General features: G+C 65.6%; 19 protein-coding genes. 13 read left to right on the top strand and 6 right to left on the bottom strand.

The features are described 5' to 3' along the window. Positions 1-30 precede the first annotated feature (30 nt). Positions 31-2,415, bottom strand: coding sequence for a DUF1631 family protein (locus ACW7G6_RS09545; protein ID WP_456998115.1), 2,385 nt, complete (start codon positions 2,413-2,415; stop codon positions 31-33). A gap of 138 nt (positions 2,416-2,553) precedes the next feature. Here ACW7G6_RS09545 and ACW7G6_RS09540 point away from each other — a divergent pair, with 138 nt between their 5' ends. From ACW7G6_RS09540 to ACW7G6_RS09530, 3 genes are read left to right on the top strand one after another with little or no spacing between them, the layout of a single operon-like run. Beyond that, on the top strand, positions 2,554-3,168 hold the full coding sequence (locus ACW7G6_RS09540) for a nitroreductase family protein (protein WP_456978450.1): 615 nt from the start codon (positions 2,554-2,556) through the stop codon (positions 3,166-3,168). Then, positions 3,165-4,091, top strand: coding sequence for a 5'-3' exonuclease (locus ACW7G6_RS09535; protein WP_456978449.1), 927 nt, complete (start codon positions 3,165-3,167; stop codon positions 4,089-4,091). Before ACW7G6_RS09540 ends, ACW7G6_RS09535 begins: the two co-directional genes overlap by 4 nt. A gap of 44 nt (positions 4,092-4,135) precedes the next feature. Further along, positions 4,136-4,693 carry an NUDIX hydrolase gene (locus ACW7G6_RS09530; RefSeq protein ID WP_456978448.1) on the top strand — a complete coding sequence of 186 codons (558 nt, stop codon included), beginning with the start codon at positions 4,136-4,138 and terminating at the stop codon, positions 4,691-4,693. A gap of 7 nt (positions 4,694-4,700) precedes the next feature. On the opposite strand, the gene pip is transcribed toward ACW7G6_RS09530, so the two are convergent. Continuing rightward, a complete protein-coding gene (gene pip / locus ACW7G6_RS09525; protein ID WP_456998114.1) occupies positions 4,701-5,642 on the bottom strand; it encodes a prolyl aminopeptidase in 942 nt (313 codons plus the stop codon). A gap of 124 nt (positions 5,643-5,766) precedes the next feature. After that, the gene (gene prmC, locus ACW7G6_RS09520) at positions 5,767-6,591 is read right to left on the bottom strand and encodes a peptide chain release factor N(5)-glutamine methyltransferase (protein WP_456978446.1); all 825 of its coding nucleotides are present in this window, start codon (positions 6,589-6,591) and stop codon (positions 5,767-5,769) included. Positions 6,592-6,940: 349 nt separating this feature from the next. Between prmC and ahpC the strand changes: the two genes are divergently transcribed. The 3 genes from ahpC (at position 6,941) to ACW7G6_RS09505 (ending at position 10,671) form a co-directional block, all read left to right on the top strand. Continuing rightward, positions 6,941-7,504, top strand: coding sequence for an alkyl hydroperoxide reductase subunit C (gene ahpC / locus ACW7G6_RS09515; protein WP_456978445.1), 564 nt, complete (start codon positions 6,941-6,943; stop codon positions 7,502-7,504). A gap of 567 nt (positions 7,505-8,071) precedes the next feature. Beyond that, positions 8,072-9,676: an alkyl hydroperoxide reductase subunit F gene (ahpF, locus tag ACW7G6_RS09510; RefSeq protein ID WP_456998113.1), complete on the top strand. Its 1,605-nt coding sequence runs from the start codon at positions 8,072-8,074 to the stop codon at positions 9,674-9,676. A 68-nt stretch (positions 9,677-9,744) separates the two neighbouring features. After that, a complete protein-coding gene (locus tag ACW7G6_RS09505; RefSeq protein ID WP_456998112.1) occupies positions 9,745-10,671 on the top strand; it encodes a LysR substrate-binding domain-containing protein in 927 nt (308 codons plus the stop codon). A 17-nt stretch (positions 10,672-10,688) separates the two neighbouring features. On the opposite strand, the gene ACW7G6_RS09500 is transcribed toward ACW7G6_RS09505, so the two are convergent. Next, positions 10,689-10,964: a putative signal transducing protein gene (locus ACW7G6_RS09500; protein WP_456978442.1), complete on the bottom strand. Its 276-nt coding sequence runs from the start codon at positions 10,962-10,964 to the stop codon at positions 10,689-10,691. A 165-nt stretch (positions 10,965-11,129) separates the two neighbouring features. On the opposite strand from ACW7G6_RS09500, the gene ACW7G6_RS09495 reads away from it, so the two are divergent. From ACW7G6_RS09495 to rlmM, 4 genes are all read left to right on the top strand, one after another. Beyond that, positions 11,130-12,878, top strand: coding sequence for a glutamine--tRNA ligase/YqeY domain fusion protein (locus tag ACW7G6_RS09495; protein ID WP_456998111.1), 1,749 nt, complete (start codon positions 11,130-11,132; stop codon positions 12,876-12,878). Between the two features lie 71 nt (positions 12,879-12,949). Beyond that, positions 12,950-13,282, top strand: a complete 333-nt coding sequence (locus tag ACW7G6_RS09490; RefSeq protein ID WP_456998162.1) for a hypothetical protein — start codon at positions 12,950-12,952, stop codon at positions 13,280-13,282. A 13-nt stretch (positions 13,283-13,295) separates the two neighbouring features. Continuing rightward, positions 13,296-13,871, top strand: coding sequence for a nucleoside deaminase (locus ACW7G6_RS09485; RefSeq protein ID WP_456978440.1), 576 nt, complete (start codon positions 13,296-13,298; stop codon positions 13,869-13,871). A 1-nt stretch (position 13,872) separates the two neighbouring features. Further along, entirely contained in the window at positions 13,873-14,943 is a 1,071-nt protein-coding gene (gene rlmM, locus ACW7G6_RS09480; protein WP_456978438.1) for a 23S rRNA (cytidine(2498)-2'-O)-methyltransferase RlmM, read from the top strand. 15 nt (positions 14,944-14,958) lie between these two features. Here rlmM and ACW7G6_RS09475 read toward each other — a convergent pair whose 3' ends face one another. Further along, entirely contained in the window at positions 14,959-16,158 is a 1,200-nt protein-coding gene (locus ACW7G6_RS09475) for an FAD-dependent oxidoreductase (protein ID WP_456978437.1), read from the bottom strand. Further along, complete coding sequence (gene ubiH / locus ACW7G6_RS09470; protein WP_456998110.1) at positions 16,155-17,456, bottom strand: 2-octaprenyl-6-methoxyphenyl hydroxylase; 1,302 nt, start codon at positions 17,454-17,456, stop codon at positions 16,155-16,157. Before ubiH ends, ACW7G6_RS09475 begins: the two co-directional genes overlap by 4 nt. Positions 17,457-17,498: 42 nt before the next feature. On the opposite strand from ubiH, the gene ACW7G6_RS09465 reads away from it, so the two are divergent. The 3 genes from ACW7G6_RS09465 to ACW7G6_RS09455 are packed head-to-tail and all read left to right on the top strand — an operon-like array spanning position 17,499 to position 19,596. Beyond that, on the top strand, positions 17,499-18,077 hold the full coding sequence (locus ACW7G6_RS09465; RefSeq protein ID WP_456978435.1) for a DUF6580 family putative transport protein: 579 nt from the start codon (positions 17,499-17,501) through the stop codon (positions 18,075-18,077). Positions 18,078-18,086: 9 nt separating this feature from the next. Next, positions 18,087-18,641, top strand: a complete 555-nt coding sequence (locus tag ACW7G6_RS09460; protein WP_456978434.1) for a cob(I)yrinic acid a,c-diamide adenosyltransferase — start codon at positions 18,087-18,089, stop codon at positions 18,639-18,641. A 31-nt stretch (positions 18,642-18,672) separates the two neighbouring features. Next, entirely contained in the window at positions 18,673-19,596 is a 924-nt protein-coding gene (locus ACW7G6_RS09455) for a histone deacetylase family protein (protein WP_456998161.1), read from the top strand. The last annotated feature ends 118 nt before the right edge of the window (positions 19,597-19,714 follow it).

Below are 19,714 nucleotides of genomic sequence, written 5' to 3'. Positions count from 1 at the left end.
GCCCTCGGCGGCGAAGCCCCAACCAGGTGTTCAGTGGGTATGGGCGGCCCGATCGAGCTGCACCCGCACGTGTTGCATCGCCTGCTCGAAAGCCGTCGGCTCACAACCCGTCCGCAATCGACCCACTCCGGCGAGCATCGCCAGTTCCTCGACGGACGCCACCAACAGCCGCACGCCCCGACGGCTGACCAACAGCCGGCGTCCGGTGACCGGACTGACCCAGGCAATCTTCGCCGCGCTGGAGTTGCCCCGGATATCGGTCACTTGCAACCAGCTGCCCACGGCCAGCGAACGCAGTTGATCGGCCTGGGAAGGATCAAATTCCAGTCGCTCCCCCTTGTCCAGCCACAGGTACTTCTCCTGCGCATCCTCCTCGGCCTCACTGGGGGGCGCTGGATGCAGATCGCGTGGCGTGTTGGGATAGACCAACCCCTTCACCAATACCGCCAAACCATGCTCGGCAGCGCTGTGACCCAGCCCGGAGCTGGCCAGACAGGTGCTGATCGCCGGCTCTATTGCCAGCAGGTGGCGGGCGAGATCGCGACCACGGCCTTCTGCGGCGATCCGGTCTGCCTCCACCAACGAGTCGCCCAGCGCGATCGCCTCGACCAGCTGCTCGCTGTCGGGCCCTTCGCGCAGCAGCACCTGGACCAGATGATGTCGCCAGGTCGTACTCAGGAACTCGGCCACAGCGGGGCTCAACGGCGGAGCGGCGAGACGACGTGACAACAGGGTGTCGGTGTACTCGCGCGCGTGGTTCAGCCGCTCGCGGCCATAGGTCGCCTTCGCCGCCCGCTCGGCCTGCAATTCGATGCGTCGCCGTTGCTGCTGCAACATCGTGTCCAGCTCATGGTGGGCGATCTCGAAAATCGCCAGATCCTCGTTGTACTCGGCGACCACGCGTTGCGAGATGGCGGTCGCCCGGTCCAGCAGCTCACGCTCATGGGCGGTCTCGCCGCGATTGCCGGCGATCGCCTCGGTGATCGAGTCAAACAGTCGCCGCGCCGGATGCCCCGGCTGCACGAACAACTGCTGGTCCGTCAACGCCACCTTGACAAAAGGCAACACCAGGCGCGCGTACACCCGCCGCGCCGGGGCCTCGAATTGCTGACTGTGGAACAGCGAGTCGAACACCAGTCCGACCAGGTCGATCGCATCCTCGTCTTCGGTGCTGAAGCGGATCCGTTGCGGATCCAGTCCCAGCCGGCGCGAACCACCGCTGAGTTGTTGCCGGATCACATCGGCCAATGTCCCGGACCCCGCCAGCGCACGGGCGAAAGCATCGGCGGGCTCGGCCTGCAGCAGCGAGGCGACACTGACCACCTCATCGAGCCGCAACTCGTGCCATTGCGACGAAGCGTCCGTTTTCGCCTGGCTGGTCGGCTCGGCGGGGCTGTTCAAAGCGCCCTCTCGCCATGCATGCAGCATGCTGCGCAGCTCACCCAGTTCGTGCGGGGTAGCGGAATCGCCGCCGATACCTGCACCGACGCCAGCCTGACCGCGATGGCCATGGCCTGCTTGCTCTGCCTGTCCTGACTGCCCTGCTGGGCCATCACGTCCGTAACCCTGATCTGACCCCGCTACGCGACCGTTGCCCGCCTGATGGCCGTACCCGCCGTGTCCACCATGTCCGATGTGGTCTGCGTGGCCGTGACCGTCGTAGTTTCGTCCGCCTCGTCCGTCAGACCCATCCGCATGACCGGATTCGCCATGACCCAATTCGCCATGACTCGATTCACTGCGACCCGATGACGCCGGCGACCGCGACCCGGCGGAAATCGGTGCTCGGCGAGGCACTTCCGCCATGCCATAGCCCGCCGTTGCCAACAGGGTATTGGCCTTGGCGTATATCTCGTCCAACGTCCGGATCAACTCGTGTTGGTAATGGCCGAACAGGTGCCCGCGCAGGATCTCGGGAATCTGCTCGTCGCTGAAGGTCTCTACGAAGGTGTTGGCCAGCCGTAGCGGACCGATCGGGTTGACGCTGGCTTCCACGCCAAGCGCAGCGGCCAACAGTCCCAGGCGCCGGTCCATCACCTCCAGGGGCTCTTCAAAATCGTGTTGAAGCACTGTGACGAGCGCTTGCCCTGCCAGGTGGAAATCGATCTGGGTATCAGCGATCAGGCCCAATGGCTGGTCGCCTTGATTGCGAGCATGCGGCGAGCGGAAATCGTCGAACCCCTGCGCGATCTGCTGCCGGTAGCGCATCACCTGGGCTGCATGATGTTGGCGCAACACCCACAATGCCGACTGGCTCTGATAGACGACCTGTCCGGCATGGGCGTCATCGCCACCCACGGCTGCCGCATTCAACGTCTCCTCGATCGGCCCGTAAAACTCCCCAGGCAGCCCACCCAGATGCTCCAGCACCAGTCGCTTGATCTGTTCAAGCACCCGGGTAGGATCAGTTGGCACGGCGTTGACGCCACGCGATGGTTGGATAGGCACGCCTACTCCGAGGTTGGTGTGACGTTGACTCGTCTCAACGGACGCACTACGCAGCTTAGTGGCAAGATACGTCAGCCAATCATTACCTTCATCAAACTGTGATGCATGTCCGCCAGCCGCACCAATACTTATCACATTAGCCCTTCACAGCCACCCAACCCGTTGGCGCCACTGGATGCCCGCCGCTCGGTGCCTTTCATGCTGTTGGGCGAGCCGGGCCCCGACCCGGCTACCTTGCTGCGCCTGCTGGGCAGCGCGACACGCGTGCCCGACCACGGCGCCAGGGTACCGTTCCGGTTTGTATCCATCCGCGGCGAGGCACGTCGCGTGTTCGGTGAGCAACTGGCGGCGCGTCACCTGGCCGCCGACCCGCAAGCCAGCGAGGCGGCCATCGCCAAGGACCGCGATCGCTACCTGCATGCCCCGGTGATCGTGGTCCTGGTCGCCCGACTGGGGCCGGATGAAAAAATCCCCGCACAGGAACGCCTGCTCACCGCAGGCTGCACCGGTTTTGCGTTGTTGCAGGCTGCGCAGGCAATCGGCTTCGGTGGCTGCTGGCTGACTGGCTGGGCCGCCTACGACCGGGACGTGGCCAGCCTGCTGGGCCTGGATGAAACGGAACACGTTATCGGTTTCATCCACCTGGGGACTCCTTCCCGCCAAGCGGCTGAACGCAAGCGCCCCGATCCCGCCGAGCTGCTCACCCAGTGGACACCTTGAGCGCTTCGACCGCCGTGCCCACCCGCACCCTTTATCTGGTCGACGCCAGCTTGTACGTGTTCCGGGCCTGGCACTCGATGCCCGATGAGTTCCGCGACGCCGACGACTGGCCGACCAACGCGGTGCACGGCTTCGCCCGGTTCCTGCTGGAGCTGCTGGACCGGACCCGGCCGCAGCACATCGCGGTGGCCTTCGACGAGGCACTGGATTCGTGTTTTCGCAACCTGCTGTATCCAGCCTACAAGGCCAACCGCGACCCCGCACCGGAAGAGCTCAGGCGCCAGTTCGGGCAGTGCCGGGCCTTGTGCGCGGCGCTCGGGCTGAGCGTACTGGGGCACCGCCATTACGAAGCCGACGACCTGATTGGCAGCGCCTGCGTGCAGGCACGGGCGCACGGTTTCCGGTCGGTGATCGTGTCAGCTGACAAGGACCTGTCGCAACTGCTTGGCGAGCACGACGAGCAGTGGGATTTTGCCCGTGGCCAGCGCTGGGGTGCGGACGGGGTGCCGGCCCGGCACGGGGTGCAGGCGCGACAGATGGCCGACTACCTGGCGCTGTGCGGCGACGCGGTGGACAACATTCCCGGGGTACCGGGGATTGGCGCAAAAACCGCCGCGGCATTGCTGGCGCACTTTGACACCCTGGACGCCTTGCTCGAACGCGTCGAGGAAGTCCCGTTCCTGCGCCTGCGTGGGGCCAAAGCCTGCGCGCAACGGCTGCGCATGCATCGCGAGCAAGCCCTGCTGTGCCGGCAACTGTCCACCATCGCCTGCGACGTGGCGTTGGAAGGCAGCCAGGAACATTTCCTGCGCAACAGCGCCGATGGCGCGACCCTGGGGGCCTTGTGCAATGGCCTGCGCTTCGGCCCGATGACCCGCCGCCGGCTCTACAACGCCGCAGGCCTTGAATTCGCCCCTGCCTGAAGGCAAACCGTGTTTTAGCGTCAAGGCGCGGTTAGCATCGAACCATGACCGACCATGACGAAACTCCCGAAATCCTCTACGACGGCCAATGGCTGCGCATGGTCCGTCGCGGCCGCTGGGAGTATGCCGAGCGCACCCACGGCAACGGCATGGCGGTGATCATCATCGCCGTCACGCCCGATGACCATGTGTTGTTCGTAGAGCAATACCGGGTGCCGCTTGGCGCCCGCACCATTGAGATGCCCGCCGGGCTGGTCGGCGATGACCATGCCGAGGACACCCTGGCCAGCGCCGCGCATCGGGAGCTGGTCGAGGAGACTGGCTGGGAGCCCGGTCGCGTCGACGTGCTGCTCACCGGGCCGACTTCTTCGGGGATGAGCAGCGAGCGCATCGCGTTCGTGCGTGCGTCGGACCTGGTCAAGGTCGGTGAAGGCGGCGGCGTCGACAACGAAGACATCACCGTGCACAAGGTCCCGCGTCCGCAGGTCCCGCAATGGCTGATACAGAAGCAGCGCGAAGGCTTCGAACTGGACCTGAAACTGTGGGCCGGGCTGTGGATGATTGATCGCAACCCGGACGGTTCACCCGCCAACCCGGCCTGAGCGCGAGCTAGGCAAAGCCGTCGGTCGCCCGTACCAGCGCATCGACGTTTTCAGCCTCGAATGCCGAATGGCCCGAGGCCGGACTGATCGACAACTCGGCCTTCGGCCAGGCCTGGTGAAGATCCCAGGCGTTTTGCACCGGGCAGACCACGTCATAGCGGCCATGCACGATGATGCCGGGTATATCGGCGATGTTGCCGATGTCACGCAGCAATTGGTCGTCCACCTCGAAGAAGCCGCTGTTGACGAAATAGTGATTCTCGATCCGGGCGAACGCCAGTGCGAACTCCGGGTCCTCGTGGCTGGTGGTGAAATCCTCGTCGACATGCAGGAAGCTGGTCGCGCCTTCCCACACGCTCCAGGCTCTGGCGGCGTCCAACCGGGCCTTCTCGTCGCTGCTGGTCAGTCGACGGTGGAAGGCACTGATCAGGTCGTGGCGCTCGACCTCGGGGATCGCCTGCACATAGTGCTGCCAGGCCTCCGGGAACAGGCGGCTGGCACCTTCCTGGTAGAACCACTCCAGCTCCCAGCGCCGCAGCATGAAGATCCCGCGCAGGACCAGCTCGGTCACCCGCTTGGGGTGCTTCTCGGCGTAGGCCAATGCCAGCGTCGAGCCCCAGCTGCCACCGAACACCTGCCACCGGTCCACGCCCAACTTGACCCGCAACTTCTCGATGTCCTCCACCAGGTGCCAGGTGGTGTTGTTGACCAGGTCGGCGGCCGGCGTGGAGCGGCCGCTGCCACGCTGGTCGAACAGGATGATCCGGTACCTGGCCGGATCGTGGAAGCGCCGCATCTTGCTGCTGCAGCCACCGCCCGGGCCACCGTGCAGCAACACCACCGGCTTGCCGTCGGGATTGCCGCACTGCTCGTAGTACAAGGTGTGGCGTTCATCGACCTCGATGGTGCCGGTGTCGTAAGGCTGGATCTCGGGGTATAGGCTGCGCATGCTGACGCTCGCTGGAAAGATGGCCCGAGTCTAACGAGGCCTCAACGTTGCCGCACTCCCCGAGCCGACCGGTGCGTCTTGAGCACGTTGCCCACCAACCCGCGAAGTCGGTCTTCCAACCGGTTCAATCCGGCTTGCGACCCAGACTGATGCGATCGCGTTGCTCCAGGTCGGCGACGGTCGCCACCTCGACCAGTCCGGCCTCAGCCAGCATCCCGCGTACGCGTTCGCCCTGGTCCCAACCGTGCTCCAGCAACAGCCAGCCACCCGGCATCAGGTGCTGCGGCGCATCGCGGGTGATCACCCGCAGCGCGTCCAGTCCGTCTTCGCCGGAGACCAGCGCCCCGCGCGGCTCGAAACGCAAGTCGCCCTGGCCCAGATGGACATCGGCCTGGGCGATGTAAGGCGGATTGCTTGCGATCAAGTTGAAGCTTGCGCCGGCAAGCGGGGTCAGCCAATCCCCCTGTGAAAACTCGATGTTCGGCATGCCCAACCGGCCCGCATTGTCGATCGCGACCTGCAGCGCATCCGCACTGGCGTCGGTGGCAACCACGCGCGCCAGTGGCCGTTCACGTGCCAAGGCAATCGCGATGGCACCGCTACCGGTACCCAGGTCCGCAATCGAAAGCACCACTGTGTCGGGCAACCGGTCCAATGCCAGCTCAACCAACAACTCGGTCTCGGGTCGCGGGATCAGCACTGCCGGGCCCACCCGCAGGTCGAAGTCCCGGAACCCCCGCTGGCCAAGCAGGTAGGCCACCGGCTCGCCCGCGCGGCGCCGCGTCAGCAATACTTCGAACCGCGCCGAGTTCTGCTCATCCAGCGAATCGTCGCCATGGGCGTACAGCCAGCTTCGGGGCCGCCCCAGCACGTGGGCGAGCAACAACTCCGCCTCGCCGGGCTCGATCCCCGACCGTGCCGCGCGCAGCGTGTGGTCTATGCGTGCCATCGGGCTCCAGCATTGGTGTGTTTTAAATCGGCGTGCTTAACCAGCCGCATCGTACCGGAGACAACCCTAGGTTCCGGAAAAAAGCGGGGGTTTGGCGCGGCTTCACTTGATAAACGAGCGGATCACCGCGATCTGGACTGGAGCGTGCTGGTACTCCATCGGCTGCGCCCACAGCGACGCTCCGGGGATCCAGACGTGATCCGCCCACTGCCATCGGTTCAGGCATCAGCACTCCATTGATAGTTACGATCTATTGCAATGATAAATTCAATCGATTTGAACAATCAAAACGGCCGATCTATGATGGCTTCACTCTCTCCTGTTCATCAACCAACCCGAGGATCCATTGATGTCTCTGATCAATACCGAAATCAAGCCGTTTACGGCCCAGGCGTTCAAGAACGGCAAGTTCATTGAAGTCTCCGACGCCGACCTGAAGGGCAAGTGGTCGGTCGTATTCTTCTACCCGGCCGACTTCACCTTCGTCTGCCCGACCGAGCTGGAAGACCTGGCCGAGAACTACGCCGAGTTCCAGAAGCTGGGCGTGGAGATCTACAGCGTCTCCACCGACACCCACTTCGCCCACAAGGCCTGGCACGACAGCTCCGAGGCGATCAAGAAGATCCAGTACACGATGGTCGGCGACCCGACCGGCACCATCACCCGCAACTTCGAGGTGATGATCGAGGACGTTGGTCTGGCCGATCGCGGCACCTTCGTGATCGACCCGGACGGCAAGATCCAGATCATCGAGATCAACGCCGGCGGCATCGGCCGCGACGCGTCCGAGCTGCTGCGCAAGGTCAAGGCCGCCCAGTACGTCAACGCCCATCCGAACGAGGTCTGCCCGGCCAAGTGGAAGGAAGGCGAGAAGACCCTGGAGCCGTCACTGGACCTGGTCGGCAAGATCTAAGGATCGCCTGAACCGTTGCCGTTACCCGGCAACGGATCGTCACCCCGCAACAAACTGTCACCTGGCAGTACACCGTCACCTGGCAGTACACCGTCATCTGGCAGTACACCGTCATCTGACAGCACACCGTCATCTGACAGCACACCGTCACCTGGCAGCGCACCGTCACCTGACAGTAAGCCGTCATCCCCGCGAAGGCGGGGATCCATGGACGTCAAGTCGTCGATTGGCAACGTCCCTGGACTCCCGCCTGCGCGGGAGTGACGGTCCCACGGGAGTGACGGTCCTACGGGAGTAACGGTCGCTACGGAAGTGACAATCAAAAGCGAGTTGGCAGGGCTTCTCCAAAGTCTCCACCCGCTTCATGTGACACGGAGTCCGGGCGCAAGTCGCCCGGCCCTCCGCCGCGTCGATCCGGCCCACCGGAATCCGCACCTTGCTTATCCGGTTGCTTGCATCAGCGGCCTGGGACGTTGCCGGAACACTCTCTCCGGCTCCCTCCCCTCGCCCCAGGCCGCTTCTGCAAGCACCCGAGCCATCATTTTTCGCCTTCATGGAGCCATTGCCATGCTTGACAACAACCTCAAGACCCAATTGAAGGGCTATCTCGAGAAGCTGGTCCAGCCGATCGAGCTGGTCGCCTCGCTCGACGATGGCGACAAGTCGCAGGAGCTCAACACCCTGCTCAACGACATCGCCGCGCTGTCCGACAAGATCAGCCTGCGCCGCGACGATTCGCAGCCGCGCAAGCCGTCGTTCACGATCAACCGCATCGGTACCGACGTCAGCGTCGGCTTTGCCGCGATCCCGATGGGCCACGAGTTCACCTCGCTGGTGCTTGCGCTGCTGTGGGTCGGCGGCCATCCGGCGAAGATCTCCGAGGAAGAAGCCAACCAGATCCGCGACCTGGAAGGCGAGTACCGCTTCGAGACCTTCATGTCGCTGTCGTGCCAGAGTTGCCCGGACACGGTGCAGGCGCTGAACCTGATGAGCGTGCTGAATCCCAACATCCACCACGTCGCGATCGACGGCGCACTGTTCCAGGACGAGGTCGAGGCGCGCGAGATCATGTCGGTGCCGACCGTACTGCTCAACGATGAGGCCTTCGACACCGGCCGGATGACGGTCGAGCAGATCGTCGCCCGCCTGGACACCGGTGCCGGGCAGCGCGCGGCCGAGGAGATCAAGACCAAGGCGCCGTTCGAGGTGCTGGTGATCGGCGGCGGCCCGGCCGGCGCGGCGGCAGCGGTCTATGCCGCGCGCAAGGGCATCCGCACCGGCGTGGCGGCCGAGCGTTTCGGCGGCCAGGTACTGGACACGATGGCAATCGAGAACTTCATCTCGGTCACCTACACCGAAGGCCCCAAGCTGGCCGCCGCGCTGGAGCAGCACGTCAGGGAATACGACGTCGACATCATGAACCTGCAGCGCGCGACCAAGCTGATCCCGGCGAGCGAACCCGGTGGGCTGGTCGAGGTGCAACTGGCCAACGGCGCGTCGCTGAAATCACGCAGCGTGGTCCTGTCCACCGGCGCGCGCTGGCGGCAGATGGGTGTTCCCGGCGAGGAGGAATACCGCAACAAGGGCGTCGCCTATTGCCCGCATTGCGATGGCCCGCTGTACAAGGGCAAGGACGTGGCGGTGATCGGCGGCGGCAACTCCGGCGTCGAGGCCGCGATCGACCTGGCCGGCATCGTCAAGCACGTCACCCTGGTCGAGTTCGACAGCCAGCTGCGCGCCGACGAAGTCCTGCAACGCAAGCTGCGCAGCCTGCCCAACGTGACCATCATCGTCAGCGCCTTGAGCACCGAGGTGTTGGGCGACGGCAAGAAGGTCACCACACTGGTCTACAAGGACCGCGTGAGCGAGCAAGTCCACCAGGTCGACCTGGACGGCATCTTCGTGCAGATCGGACTGCTGCCCAACACCGACTGGCTGAAGGGCGACCTGGAACTGTCCCCACGCGGCGAAATCGTCATCGACGAGCGCGGCGGCACCTCGATGCCGGGCGTGTTCGCCGCCGGTGACGCGACCACGGTGCCGTACAAGCAGATCGTGATCGCGATGGGGGCAGGCTCCACGGCTGCCCTGAGCGCGTTCGATCATCTGATCCGGACGCCGGCCCCGGCAACCGCCCACTCCGTGCCGCAGCCAGAAGCCGCGGTCGCCTGATCTGACCCACGCGTCGCGTCGCACCGGCTCTGCCAAGCCGGCGCGACGCGGCGTGAGCGAGGCACCCCATGAACCTGCGCGATCTCAAATACCTGGTGGCACTGGCCGAGCACCGGCACTTCGGTCGCGCGGCGGCGGCCAGCTTCGTCAGCCAGCCCACCTTGTCCACCCAGATCAGGAAACTGGAGGAGGAACTGGGAGTGGTGCTGTTCGAGCGCGCACCCCGCAAGGTGATGCTGACCCCGATCGGGCGCGAGATCGTCGAGCGCGCACGCAAGGCGCTGGCCAATGTCGAACAGATGACCCAGATCGCCCGTCACAGCCAGGACCCGGAGGCCGGCAGTATCCGCCTGGGCATGTTCCCGACCCTCGGCCCCTACCTGCTGCCGCACGTGCTGCCGTCACTGCGCGAGCGTTTCCCCCGGCTCGAATTGCTGCTGGTGGAGGAGAAGACCGACGCCCTGCTGGCGCGCCTGCACGAGGGGCGACTGGACGCGGCCCTGCTCGCGCTGCCGGTCCACGACGAACAGTTGCATGTGCAACCGCTGTTTGATGAACCTTTCCTGCTGGCGGTGCCCCGTGGACATCCGCTGGCAGCGCGAAAATCGCTGGCGATCAGCGACCTTGACCATGTCCCGCTGCTGCTGCTGGAAGAAGGCCATTGCCTGCGCGACCAGGCGCTGGATGTCTGCCGTATGGCCGGCGCCGGGGAGCGTGACGGGTTTCGTGCGACCAGTCTGGAGACCTTGCGACAGATGGTGGCCGCCGGGGTCGGGCTGACGTTGCTGCCGGTACTGGCGACCCAGCCGCCGGTACCGCCGTCTCCGGATATCGCGCTACTGCCCTTCAGGGGTGAATCGCCGCACCGCCGCATCGCGATGGTATGGCGCAAGACCTCCGCAATGGGCCCGCTGCTGGAACAGGTCGCACAAAGCTTGCGCCGATTGCCAGCCGCGCTGCTGGAAGCACCGAAGCCTGACCCAGCGCTCGGCTGAACGCGCGGCAGCCGCTCTCATCCCACCGCGGGTGCGGCGCCTGCCTGCCAATGGTCCTGGTCCGATTCGCCCAGCGCGACCGGTGCGCCCAGGCCAACCGTTTCCACCACCTCGCGCGCCGCAAGCCAGGCCGCATCCGGCACACAGACCTGGACCAGGCCGAACATCGGAAGCTCGCCCATGCCGCCGAGCAAGGCTTCGCCCTTGATGAACACCGGAATCTCCGCCGCTTCCAGCGCGTGACGGATCAGATGGGCGTCAATGATCCCGGCAGCTTCATATACGACCCTCATCGGTACGCTCCACAATAGGCCTGATGTAATAGGCGTGATGTAATAGGCGTGATGCCATTGCAGCCGAGCATACCGCGCACCACGACAATGCCGTGACAACAACGGGAACCGTGCCCTGACACCGGCTAGACTTGTCGCTTCCCCTTCGTCTCCCCGATGCGCCGCATGTCTGAGTCCACGTCCCCCACCATTGATCCGGGCACACCCCTCAAGCAGGACTTCGTCCGCCAGATCGTCCGCGACGACATCGCCAGCGACAAGCACACGGCGATCAAGACCCGCTTCCCACCCGAGCCCAACGGCTACCTGCACATTGGCCATGCCAAGGCGATCTGCCTGGATTTCGGCATCGCCAAGGAATTCGGCGGCGTGTGCAACCTGCGCCTGGACGACACCAACCCGACACGCGAAGACCTCGAGTACGTCGCCGCGATCCAGGAAGACGTGCAATGGCTGGGTTTTCAGTGGAATGAACTGCGCCACTCATCCGACTATTTCGAGGTGTACTACCTGGCGGCGGAAAAGCTGGTCGCCCAGGGCGATGCCTTTGTGTGCGACCTCAGCGCCGACCAGATACGCGAGTACCGCGGCAGCCTGACCGAGCCCGGAAGGCCATCGCCGTTCCGCGACCGCAGCATCGACGAGAACCTCGACCTGTTCCGCCGCATGCGTGCCGGCGAGTTCCCCGACGGCGCGCGCACCCTGCGGGCGAAGATCGACATGGCCAGCGGCAACATCAACCTGCGTGACCCGGCGATCTACCGGATCAAGCACGTGCCGCACCAGAACACCGGCGACGCGTGGTGCATCTACCCGATGTACGACTACGCCCATGCACTGGGTGATGCAATCGAGGGCATCACCCATTCGTTGTGCACGCTGGAATTCGAAGACCACCGCCCCCTGTATGACTGGTGCGTGGACCAGGTCGACCTGGCCGGCCACCCCGACCTGCTGAAGCCGCTGACCTCCAACGGCCTGCCGCTGGAGGCCGCAAAGCCACGCCAGATCGAGTTCTCGCGCCTGAACATCAACTACACCGTGATGAGCAAGCGCAAGCTGATGGCGCTGGTGCAGTCCGGGCTGGTCGATGGCTGGGACGACCCGCGCATGCCCACCTTGCTGGGACTGCGCCGCCGTGGCTACACGCCCTCGTCTGTGCGTCTGTTCGTCGACCGGCTGGGTGTCAGCAAGCAGAACTCGATGATCGATTTCTCGGTACTGGAAGGCTGCCTGCGCGAGGACCTGGATGCCACTGCGGCCCGTCGGATGGCGGTACTGGATCCGTTGAAGCTGGTCATCGACAACCTGCCCGACGACCACACCGAGTCGCTCACCTTCCCCAACCATCCCAAGGATGAGGACTTCGGTTCGCGCCAGGTGCCCTTTTCGAATGCGTTGTGGATCGAGCGCGATGATTTCGCCGAAGTGCCACCCAAGGGCTTCAGACGTCTGGTCCCGGGGGGCGAGGTGCGCTTGCGCGGTGCCGGTATCGTGCGCTGCACCGGTGTCGTGCGCGATGAGCAGGGACAGGTGATCGAAGTGCACGCCACCCTCGACCCCGAATCCCGGCCCGGCTTGGAAGGCGCGAGCCGCAAGATCAAGGGCACCATCCACTGGGTCTGTGCCCGCAACGCGATCGCCACGGAAATCCGCCTGTACGACCGCCTGTTCCTGGTACCGGACCCGGACAACGACAATGACGGCAAGACCTACCAGGATCACCTGAACCCCGATTCGTGCCGCACCGTGACCGGGCAGGTGGAGCCCTCGGTGGTCCTGGCCGCACCGGAGCAGACCTTCCAGTTCGAACGCGTGGGCTACTTTGTTGCCGATCGCCGCGACCATGCGCCCGGCAAGCCGGTGTTCAACCGCAGTGTCACCTTGCGCGACATCTGGGCCAACAAGGTTTGAGTCACTGCCTGCCAGCAAGACAGAGCAAACGCACCCCGGGATTTTTCGTACCATGGCTATTGCTGTTGTTGATGCTGGCCGGCTGCAGCGCCCCACCCACGATCGACGGTCATCGCTCACCCACGCCGGCACCCGCCAGCAGTGTCGGGCGGATCATCACCGGCAACCCGGTCCAGATCGACCGCAGTTGCCACAGCGACGCCGATTGCACGGTAAAGAACGTCGGCAACTGCTGTGGCTATTACCCCTCATGCGTCAACCTCGACAGCCCGACCGACCCGGCCCGCGTGCAGGCACAATGCGCGAGCACCGGCATGGCTTCGGTCTGCGGCTTCCCGGCGATCAGCCATTGCCAATGCGTGAATAACCGGTGCCAGGGCAGCAACCAGGCCCGGTTGAAATAATGGAGACCTGCCGATGCTGTACGCACAAATCCACCTGACCTTGCCGGTCTGGGTCCACGGAGCGATCGATACCGCCGCCACCTACACCGGTGACGACGCCAAGGTTGCGCTGGCCATCGACCTGTCCCGGCGCAACATCGATGCCCGCAGCGGCGGTCCGTTTGGTGCGGCGGTGTTCGACCGCGACGACCGCATCCTCGCCATCGGGGTCAACCGGGTGGTCCCCCAGGCCTGTTCGCTGGCACATGCTGAAACCATGGCCTACATGCTGGCCCAGCAGCGCACCCAGCGCAGCCGACTCAACCAGGTGGAACCCGGGGTCAGCGCCGGACCAATCACCTTGGCGACTTCCGCGCAACCCTGCTGCCAGTGCTATGGGGCGACGATCTGGGCCGGCATCGACCGGTTGCTGATCGGCGCACGCAGCGAGGACGTTGAGGAGCTGACCGAGTTCGACGAAGGCCCGTTGCCCAGCGACTGGGTGGGTGAGCTGGAGCGACGCGGCATCGCGGTCGTGCGCGACCTGCATCGAACTGCCGCGCGCGAAGTACTGGCCAGCTATGCGCAACTCGGCGGGGTCGGGTACTGACATGGCCGATGCACTTTTTTGCTGGTGCCGCGCCGGGTTCGAACCGGAACTGGCTGCCGAGCTCACCGAGCGGGCCGCCCTTGTCGGCGTGTCGGGTTACGCGCGTGCCGAGCGTGGCAACGGCTATGTCGAGTTCATCACCGCCGACGCGTTGGCGCTTTCGCGCGCGGTGCCGTTGGACCAACTGGTATTCGCCCGCCAGAAGCTGTTGCGACTGGCCGACTTGCGCGCGCTGGATCCCACCGACCGGATCACTCCGCTGCTTGCTGCGCTGGCAGAGCTGCCCAACGCGAACCAGGGCCAGCCGCGATTTGGCGATTTGTGGGTCGAACATCCCGACTCGGATGCCGGCAAGCCGCTGGCCGGGCTGGCCCGCAGTTTCGGCAACGCGCTGCGCCCGGCGCTGCGCAAGGCCGGTTGGCTCAGCGCGAAGGAGGACCTGCGCCGGCCGCGACTGCACGTGGTTTTCCTGGGCGGCCACCATCTGGTGCTGGCCACCAGCACGCCGGCGGACAGCTCGCCATGGCCGTTGGGGATTCCGCGGCTGCGGATGCACGCCGACGCCCCGAGCCGATCCGCACTCAAGTTGGAAGAGGCGCTGCTGACGCTGCTGGACGACAACGAACGCAAGGGGTTGCTGCGCGACAACATGCAGGCCGTCGACCTGGGCGCGGCGCCGGGCGGTTGGAGCTGGGTGATGGTGCGCCACGGCATGCTGGTCACCGCCGTCGACAACGGCCCGATGCGCGAGCAGTTGCTGGAAAGCGGCCGGGTCGAACACATACGCGCCGACGGGTTCCAGTGGCAGCCGCGACGCCCGGTCGACTGGATGGTCTGCGATATGGTCGAACAACCGCGCCGGGTCGCTGACCGCATGGCAACCTGGTTTCGCGAAGGCTGGTGCAAGTACGCGGTGTTCAACCTGAAGCTGCCGATGAAGAAGCGCTGGGAGGAGACCCGGATCTGCCTGGAGGCCTTCGAGCACCAGACCCACCGGCCGATGGTCATCCGTGCCCGCCAGTTGTTTCACGATCGTGAAGAAATCACCGTGCTGGCGATGCCCAAGCGCTGAAACAGACAACCACCATCAGTCCCGCAGCCCGGCCGCGTGACGCCACAGTGCCCGGGTCAGCGGCGGCATGCGCCCGGCCAGGCCGAGCAGGTGCCCGCGCAACAACGTGGGCGCGACCGCATCGTTGGAAAACATCCGGTTGATCATCTCGAAGGCGTGCGCTGAAATCGTGTTGTCGCTTCGGCGCTGACGGTCCCAACGTTGCAGGCGACTGCCCGCTCCCGGATCGCCATTGCCGGCAATCGTCCCGGCCAGCATCGCATCCAGGCCGGCGACATCGCGCAAACCCAGGTTCACGCCCTGCCCGGCCAGTGGATGGACCGCGTGCGCGGCGTCGCCCACCAGCACCATCCGCCCAGCCAGCTGGGTGGTGGCCAGTTGCCGGCGCAACGGGAACGCAGCCCGCTTGGACACCGCAAGCAGCGCTCCGAGCGGCCCGTCGAACGCCCGCCCAAGTTCGGCCAGGAACGTCTTGTCATCGGCCGCCAACAGCCGCGCGGCTTCATCTTCCGGCAAGGTCCACACAATCGAGCTGCGCGGCTGGCCATCATCGGTGTCGCTGAATGGCAGGAACGCCAACGGCCCGCCCGGCAGGAACCGTTGCCAGCAAGTCGCTTGATGCGCACGCTCATGCTGGATGAACCCCACCAGCCCACGTTGGTGGTAATCGTGCCGCGGGGCATCGATCCCGGCCAGTGCGCGCAGCTGCGAATCGGCACCGTCGGCGGCCACCAGCAGGCGTGCGCGCAGGCGACCGCCCGACGCCAATCCGAGATTCACGCTGTCGGCGTCCTGCTCCAGTGACGTGACCTGCTCGGGACAAAGCAGTTGCACTCCGGCCCCCGGCAAGGCGTTCCAGAGTCGGTCAACCAGCAACCCGTTCTCGACGATCCAGCCCAGCTCACGCCGCGCCAGCTGGTCGGCATCAAATACCAGCGGCGCGCCGCCAGCCGCGTCCCAGACACGCATTTCGCGGTAGGGCTGGATGCGTGCGCTGGTGATCGCATTCCACACCCCCAGCCGGTCCAGCAGGGCCGCGTTGTCGGGCGCGAAGGCAAACACCCGCAGATCTGGTGCATCGCGTCGCCATGGGGCCGGCTGGCGGTTTTCCACCAATGCAACGCGCAACCCGCGCAGGGCGAGCGCCAACGCCGCGGCGGAGCCGACCACGCCGGCACCCACCACCACCGCATCGAGCATCCCGCGCCGACTCATGCGTCATCCACCCGGCGGCGTGACAACGCGGGCACGTCGCCGCGGTAGCCCAACGCACCGGCCACCAGGCTCGCCTGCAAGGACGGCAGTTGATCGATCGCCAGCAATCCGAGGCTGCGAAGCGGCCTCAGCAGTGGCGATGGGTTCGTCGTGATCCGTGTCAGTCCATCGGAAAACTCCAGCGTCCGCCGGCGATCCTGCGCACGCCGCTGCGCATGGGTGGCCAGCAGGCCGGTGGCGCCGCAATCAGCCATCGGGTCCGCCCGGCGCGCCGCTTCAACAAGCTCGGCAAGCATCAGTGCATCACGCAATCCCAGATTGAAGCCCTGCGCGCCCAGGGGATGGATGGTCTGCGCGGCATTACCCACCAACAAGGCGCGATGGGCGTGTGTGCGCTCGGCCAGCACCCGGATGGCCGGGTAGGCCACCCGCGGGCCACACGCCAGGAAACGTCCGGCCCGCCAGCCAAACGCCGCCTGCACCCGCGCCAGGAACGCGGCTTCGTCCAGCGCCGCGACCGCCTCCGCATCGTCGCGTGCAACCGCGTGCACCAATCCGTAATGACGATCACCCCGCGGCAGCAAGGCGGTCGGACCGGACGCACCCAGACGTTCATAGGCGGTGCCGTCGGGCGCGCGTTCGGGCCGCATCCGGGTGACAAACAGGGTCTGCTGGTAGTCGTGCACCCGGGCGCCAATACCCAGGCTCTCGCGCACCGCACTGCGCGTGCCATCGGCGCCGACCAGCAGCTGCGCCCGCAACAAGTGCTCACCGCTGTCGTCGGCGATCCGTACAGCCCGAAACCCTTCCTGGTCCGGTTCCAGCGTCTGGAAACGCGCCGGACGATATCGCGTCAAACCGGACAGTCCGGACAGCCGTGCTTCCAGCGCCTGGCCAAAATCGCGTGCGACCACCACCCGGCCAAATTCGCTGCGGCCATGGTCGCAGGCACGCAGCAGGCTGCGTCCGAAATCCCCGCGGCGGCTGACGTGGATCCGTTCGATAGCCCCGCCCGGTGCACGCAGCTCCTGCATCACTCCCAGCGCCGTCAGCGCATTCACGGTCGCCTCGGCGAAGCTGAGGTTGCGCTCATCGAAAACGCTGGCCTGCGCGGCTGTCGACGGGTCTGCCGGCGCCACGGCCTCCACCAGTCCGACGTCGACCCCCACCTGTTCCAGCGCGATGGCCAGACTGGAGCCCACCAGGCCACCGCCAATGATCAACACATCATGCGACGCCGCAGGAGGCACACAAGCCTCTTCGGGCAGGGTTTCGACGGATCGGGAACTGGCAGCCATTGCGCTATGCTAACGGCTCCGTCGTCCCGCACCCAGATCACGATGAAACCTTCCCAATCCCCTGTTTCCCTGTTCGCCGTCGGCCCATTGGTGCTGGTCGGGCTGATCCTGCTCGCCGCGCTCACCCGGGTGTTGCCACATCCACCGAACTTCTCGCCGGTGACTGCAATCGCACTGTTTGGCGGCGCCTATTTCGCCAGCCGCAGCTGGGCGTTGCTGGTGCCGTTGATTGGCCTGTTCCTGTCGGATCTGGTGCTGGCATCGCTCAACGGCGGCTTGTATGCGAGTTGGTTCAACGGCATCGGCATCTGGCTGGTTTACGCCTGCATCGTAGTGACCGCCGTAATGGGCTTTGGGCTGCGCGGCAAGGTTCGCGGCGGCACCGTGCTGGGTTACTCGCTGGCGGGCTCGGTGCTGTTCTTCGTCATCACCAATTTCGGCGCGTTCCTGGCCGATCCGATGTATCCCAAGACGGTTGCCGGACTGACGGCGGCCTATGCCGCCGGCATCCCGTTCTTCCAGTGGTCGGTGCTGGGTACGCTGTTCTACTCGGCAATCCTGTTCGGCGGTTTCGCGCTGCTGCGCTCGCGCCTTCCCTCGCTGCACGCACAGACGGTCTGATTGGCGACCGTGGGCAATCGTCTCTCCAAGATCTACACCAGGACCGGTGACGATGGCTCCACCGGACTGGGTGACGGCAGCCGGGTGGCAAAGGACTCGGCGCGGGTCAACGCCTACGGCACCGTCGATGAAGCCAACTCGGCGATCGGACTGGTCCTGGCCAGCGAGGTCCCGGACGACATCCGGACCTTGCTGATCGCGGTCCAGCACCAGTTGTTCGATCTGGGTGGCGAGCTGTGCATTCCGGGCCACGCGGCGATCACCGATGCCGACGTGGACCGTCTGGAGCAACACCTGGACCAGTTCAACCAGGACCTGCCCGCCTTGAAGGAGTTCATTCTTCCCGGTGGTGGCGAGGCCTCGGCGCGGTGCCACATCGCCCGCACCGTGGTGCGTCGCGCCGAGCGTGCCACCATCACCCTGTCACGCGACGAGAGCGTCCGGCCCGAAGCGGTGCGCTACCTGAACCGGCTGTCGGACCTGTTGTTCGTCCTGTGTCGCGTCCTCGCCCGCGCCAGTGGCCACGGTGAAGTCACATGGCAACACGAGCGTCGCAAGACCTGAGCCGGTGGCGGCAGCCGTGAATGCCGCCGACCTGCACCTGTATACCCATCAGGCCTGTCTCGGGCATCTGCCGGGCGCCGGCAACCCCGAAAGCCCTGCCCGTCTGCAAGCCGTTATCGAGGCGATCAGCGAGGTCTGGCCGGACCTGCCGTGGCACCAGGCACCCGCTGCCACCGGTAGCCAACTGCTCCGCGTCCACCATCCCGGCCTGCTGCGCCAAGTGCTCGATACCGTGGTCCTGCCGGATGCTGCACCCGTCGCTCTCGACCAGGACACGCTGCTCGGCGCCGGCTCGGCACAAGCGGCCCTGCATGCCGCCGGGGCAGGTATCGCGGCGGTTGATGCGTTGATGGCCGGCCAGGCCCGCCGTGCATTTTGTGCTGTCCGCCCTCCCGGACACCACGCCACCGACCGGGTTGCGATGGGCTTCTGCCTGTTCAACAACGTTGCCGTTGCCGCAGCTCACGCATGCGAACAGTACGGTTTGCGGCGGGTGGCGGTGATCGATTTTGACGTCCATCACGGCAACGGTACCCAAGCGATCTTCCAGGCCGATGCGCGCGTGATGTACGTCTCCTCCCACCAGTCCTCGCTGTATCCGCATACGGGACTGACCAGTGAACGCGGCATCGGCAACATACTCAACTGGCCGTTGCCGGAAGCGGCCGATGGCGATGTGTTCCGCGCCGCATGGCGGGAGCACCTGTTGCCCGCCGTCGCTGGTTTCAGGCCCCAGATGGTGTTCATATCGGCCGGCTTCGACGCTCATTGGCGCGACCCGCTGGCCAGCCTTCGCCTGCATGCCGACGACTTTGGTTGGTTGACCGGGCAGTTGCGCGAGATTGCCGACCGCCACGCCGACGGCCGTCTGGTATCCACCCTGGAGGGCGGTTACGACCTGGAAGCATTACGACAATGCAGCCTGGCCCACGTCGGCGCCCTGCTGGAGCACTGAACCATAACGGCCGTTGACGTATCCCTAATGCGACTTTCCGAGAAGCGGTCAAACATGAATGTTGCAGCATCCCCGCCCACACCCTCGTTGCCGCGACCCCGTCGATGCGGCAAGCTAA

It is taken from the genome of Lysobacter sp. A421 (assembly GCF_054052145.1).
Note: the sequence above shows the minus strand (reverse complement) of the source record. Positions and strands in the feature narration are given on the sequence as shown.

Bases quoted from the DNA above. Each gene is read 5' to 3' on its own strand.
- ACW7G6_RS09540 (WP_456978450.1), top strand. From the start codon at position 2,554: ATGTCCGCCAGCCGCACCAATACTTATCACATTAGCCCTTCACAGCCA.
- ACW7G6_RS09530 (WP_456978448.1), top strand. From the start codon at position 4,136: ATGACCGACCATGACGAAACTCCCGAAATCCTCTACGACGGCCAATGG.
- pip (WP_456998114.1), bottom strand. From the start codon at position 5,642: ATGCGCAGCCTATACCCCGAGATCCAGCCTTACGACACCGGCACCATC.
- prmC (WP_456978446.1), bottom strand. From the start codon at position 6,591: ATGGCACGCATAGACCACACGCTGCGCGCGGCACGGTCGGGGATCGAG.
- ahpC (WP_456978445.1), top strand. From the start codon at position 6,941: ATGTCTCTGATCAATACCGAAATCAAGCCGTTTACGGCCCAGGCGTTC.
- ahpF (WP_456998113.1), top strand. From the start codon at position 8,072: ATGCTTGACAACAACCTCAAGACCCAATTGAAGGGCTATCTCGAGAAG.
- ACW7G6_RS09505 (WP_456998112.1), top strand. From the start codon at position 9,745: ATGAACCTGCGCGATCTCAAATACCTGGTGGCACTGGCCGAGCACCGG.
- ACW7G6_RS09500 (WP_456978442.1), bottom strand. From the start codon at position 10,964: ATGAGGGTCGTATATGAAGCTGCCGGGATCATTGACGCCCATCTGATC.
- ACW7G6_RS09495 (WP_456998111.1), top strand. From the start codon at position 11,130: ATGTCTGAGTCCACGTCCCCCACCATTGATCCGGGCACACCCCTCAAG.
- ACW7G6_RS09490 (WP_456998162.1), top strand. From the start codon at position 12,950: ATGCTGGCCGGCTGCAGCGCCCCACCCACGATCGACGGTCATCGCTCA.
- ACW7G6_RS09485 (WP_456978440.1), top strand. From the start codon at position 13,296: ATGCTGTACGCACAAATCCACCTGACCTTGCCGGTCTGGGTCCACGGA.
- rlmM (WP_456978438.1), top strand. From the start codon at position 13,873: ATGGCCGATGCACTTTTTTGCTGGTGCCGCGCCGGGTTCGAACCGGAA.
- ACW7G6_RS09475 (WP_456978437.1), bottom strand. From the start codon at position 16,158: ATGAGTCGGCGCGGGATGCTCGATGCGGTGGTGGTGGGTGCCGGCGTG.
- ubiH (WP_456998110.1), bottom strand. From the start codon at position 17,456: ATGGCTGCCAGTTCCCGATCCGTCGAAACCCTGCCCGAAGAGGCTTGT.
- ACW7G6_RS09465 (WP_456978435.1), top strand. From the start codon at position 17,499: ATGAAACCTTCCCAATCCCCTGTTTCCCTGTTCGCCGTCGGCCCATTG.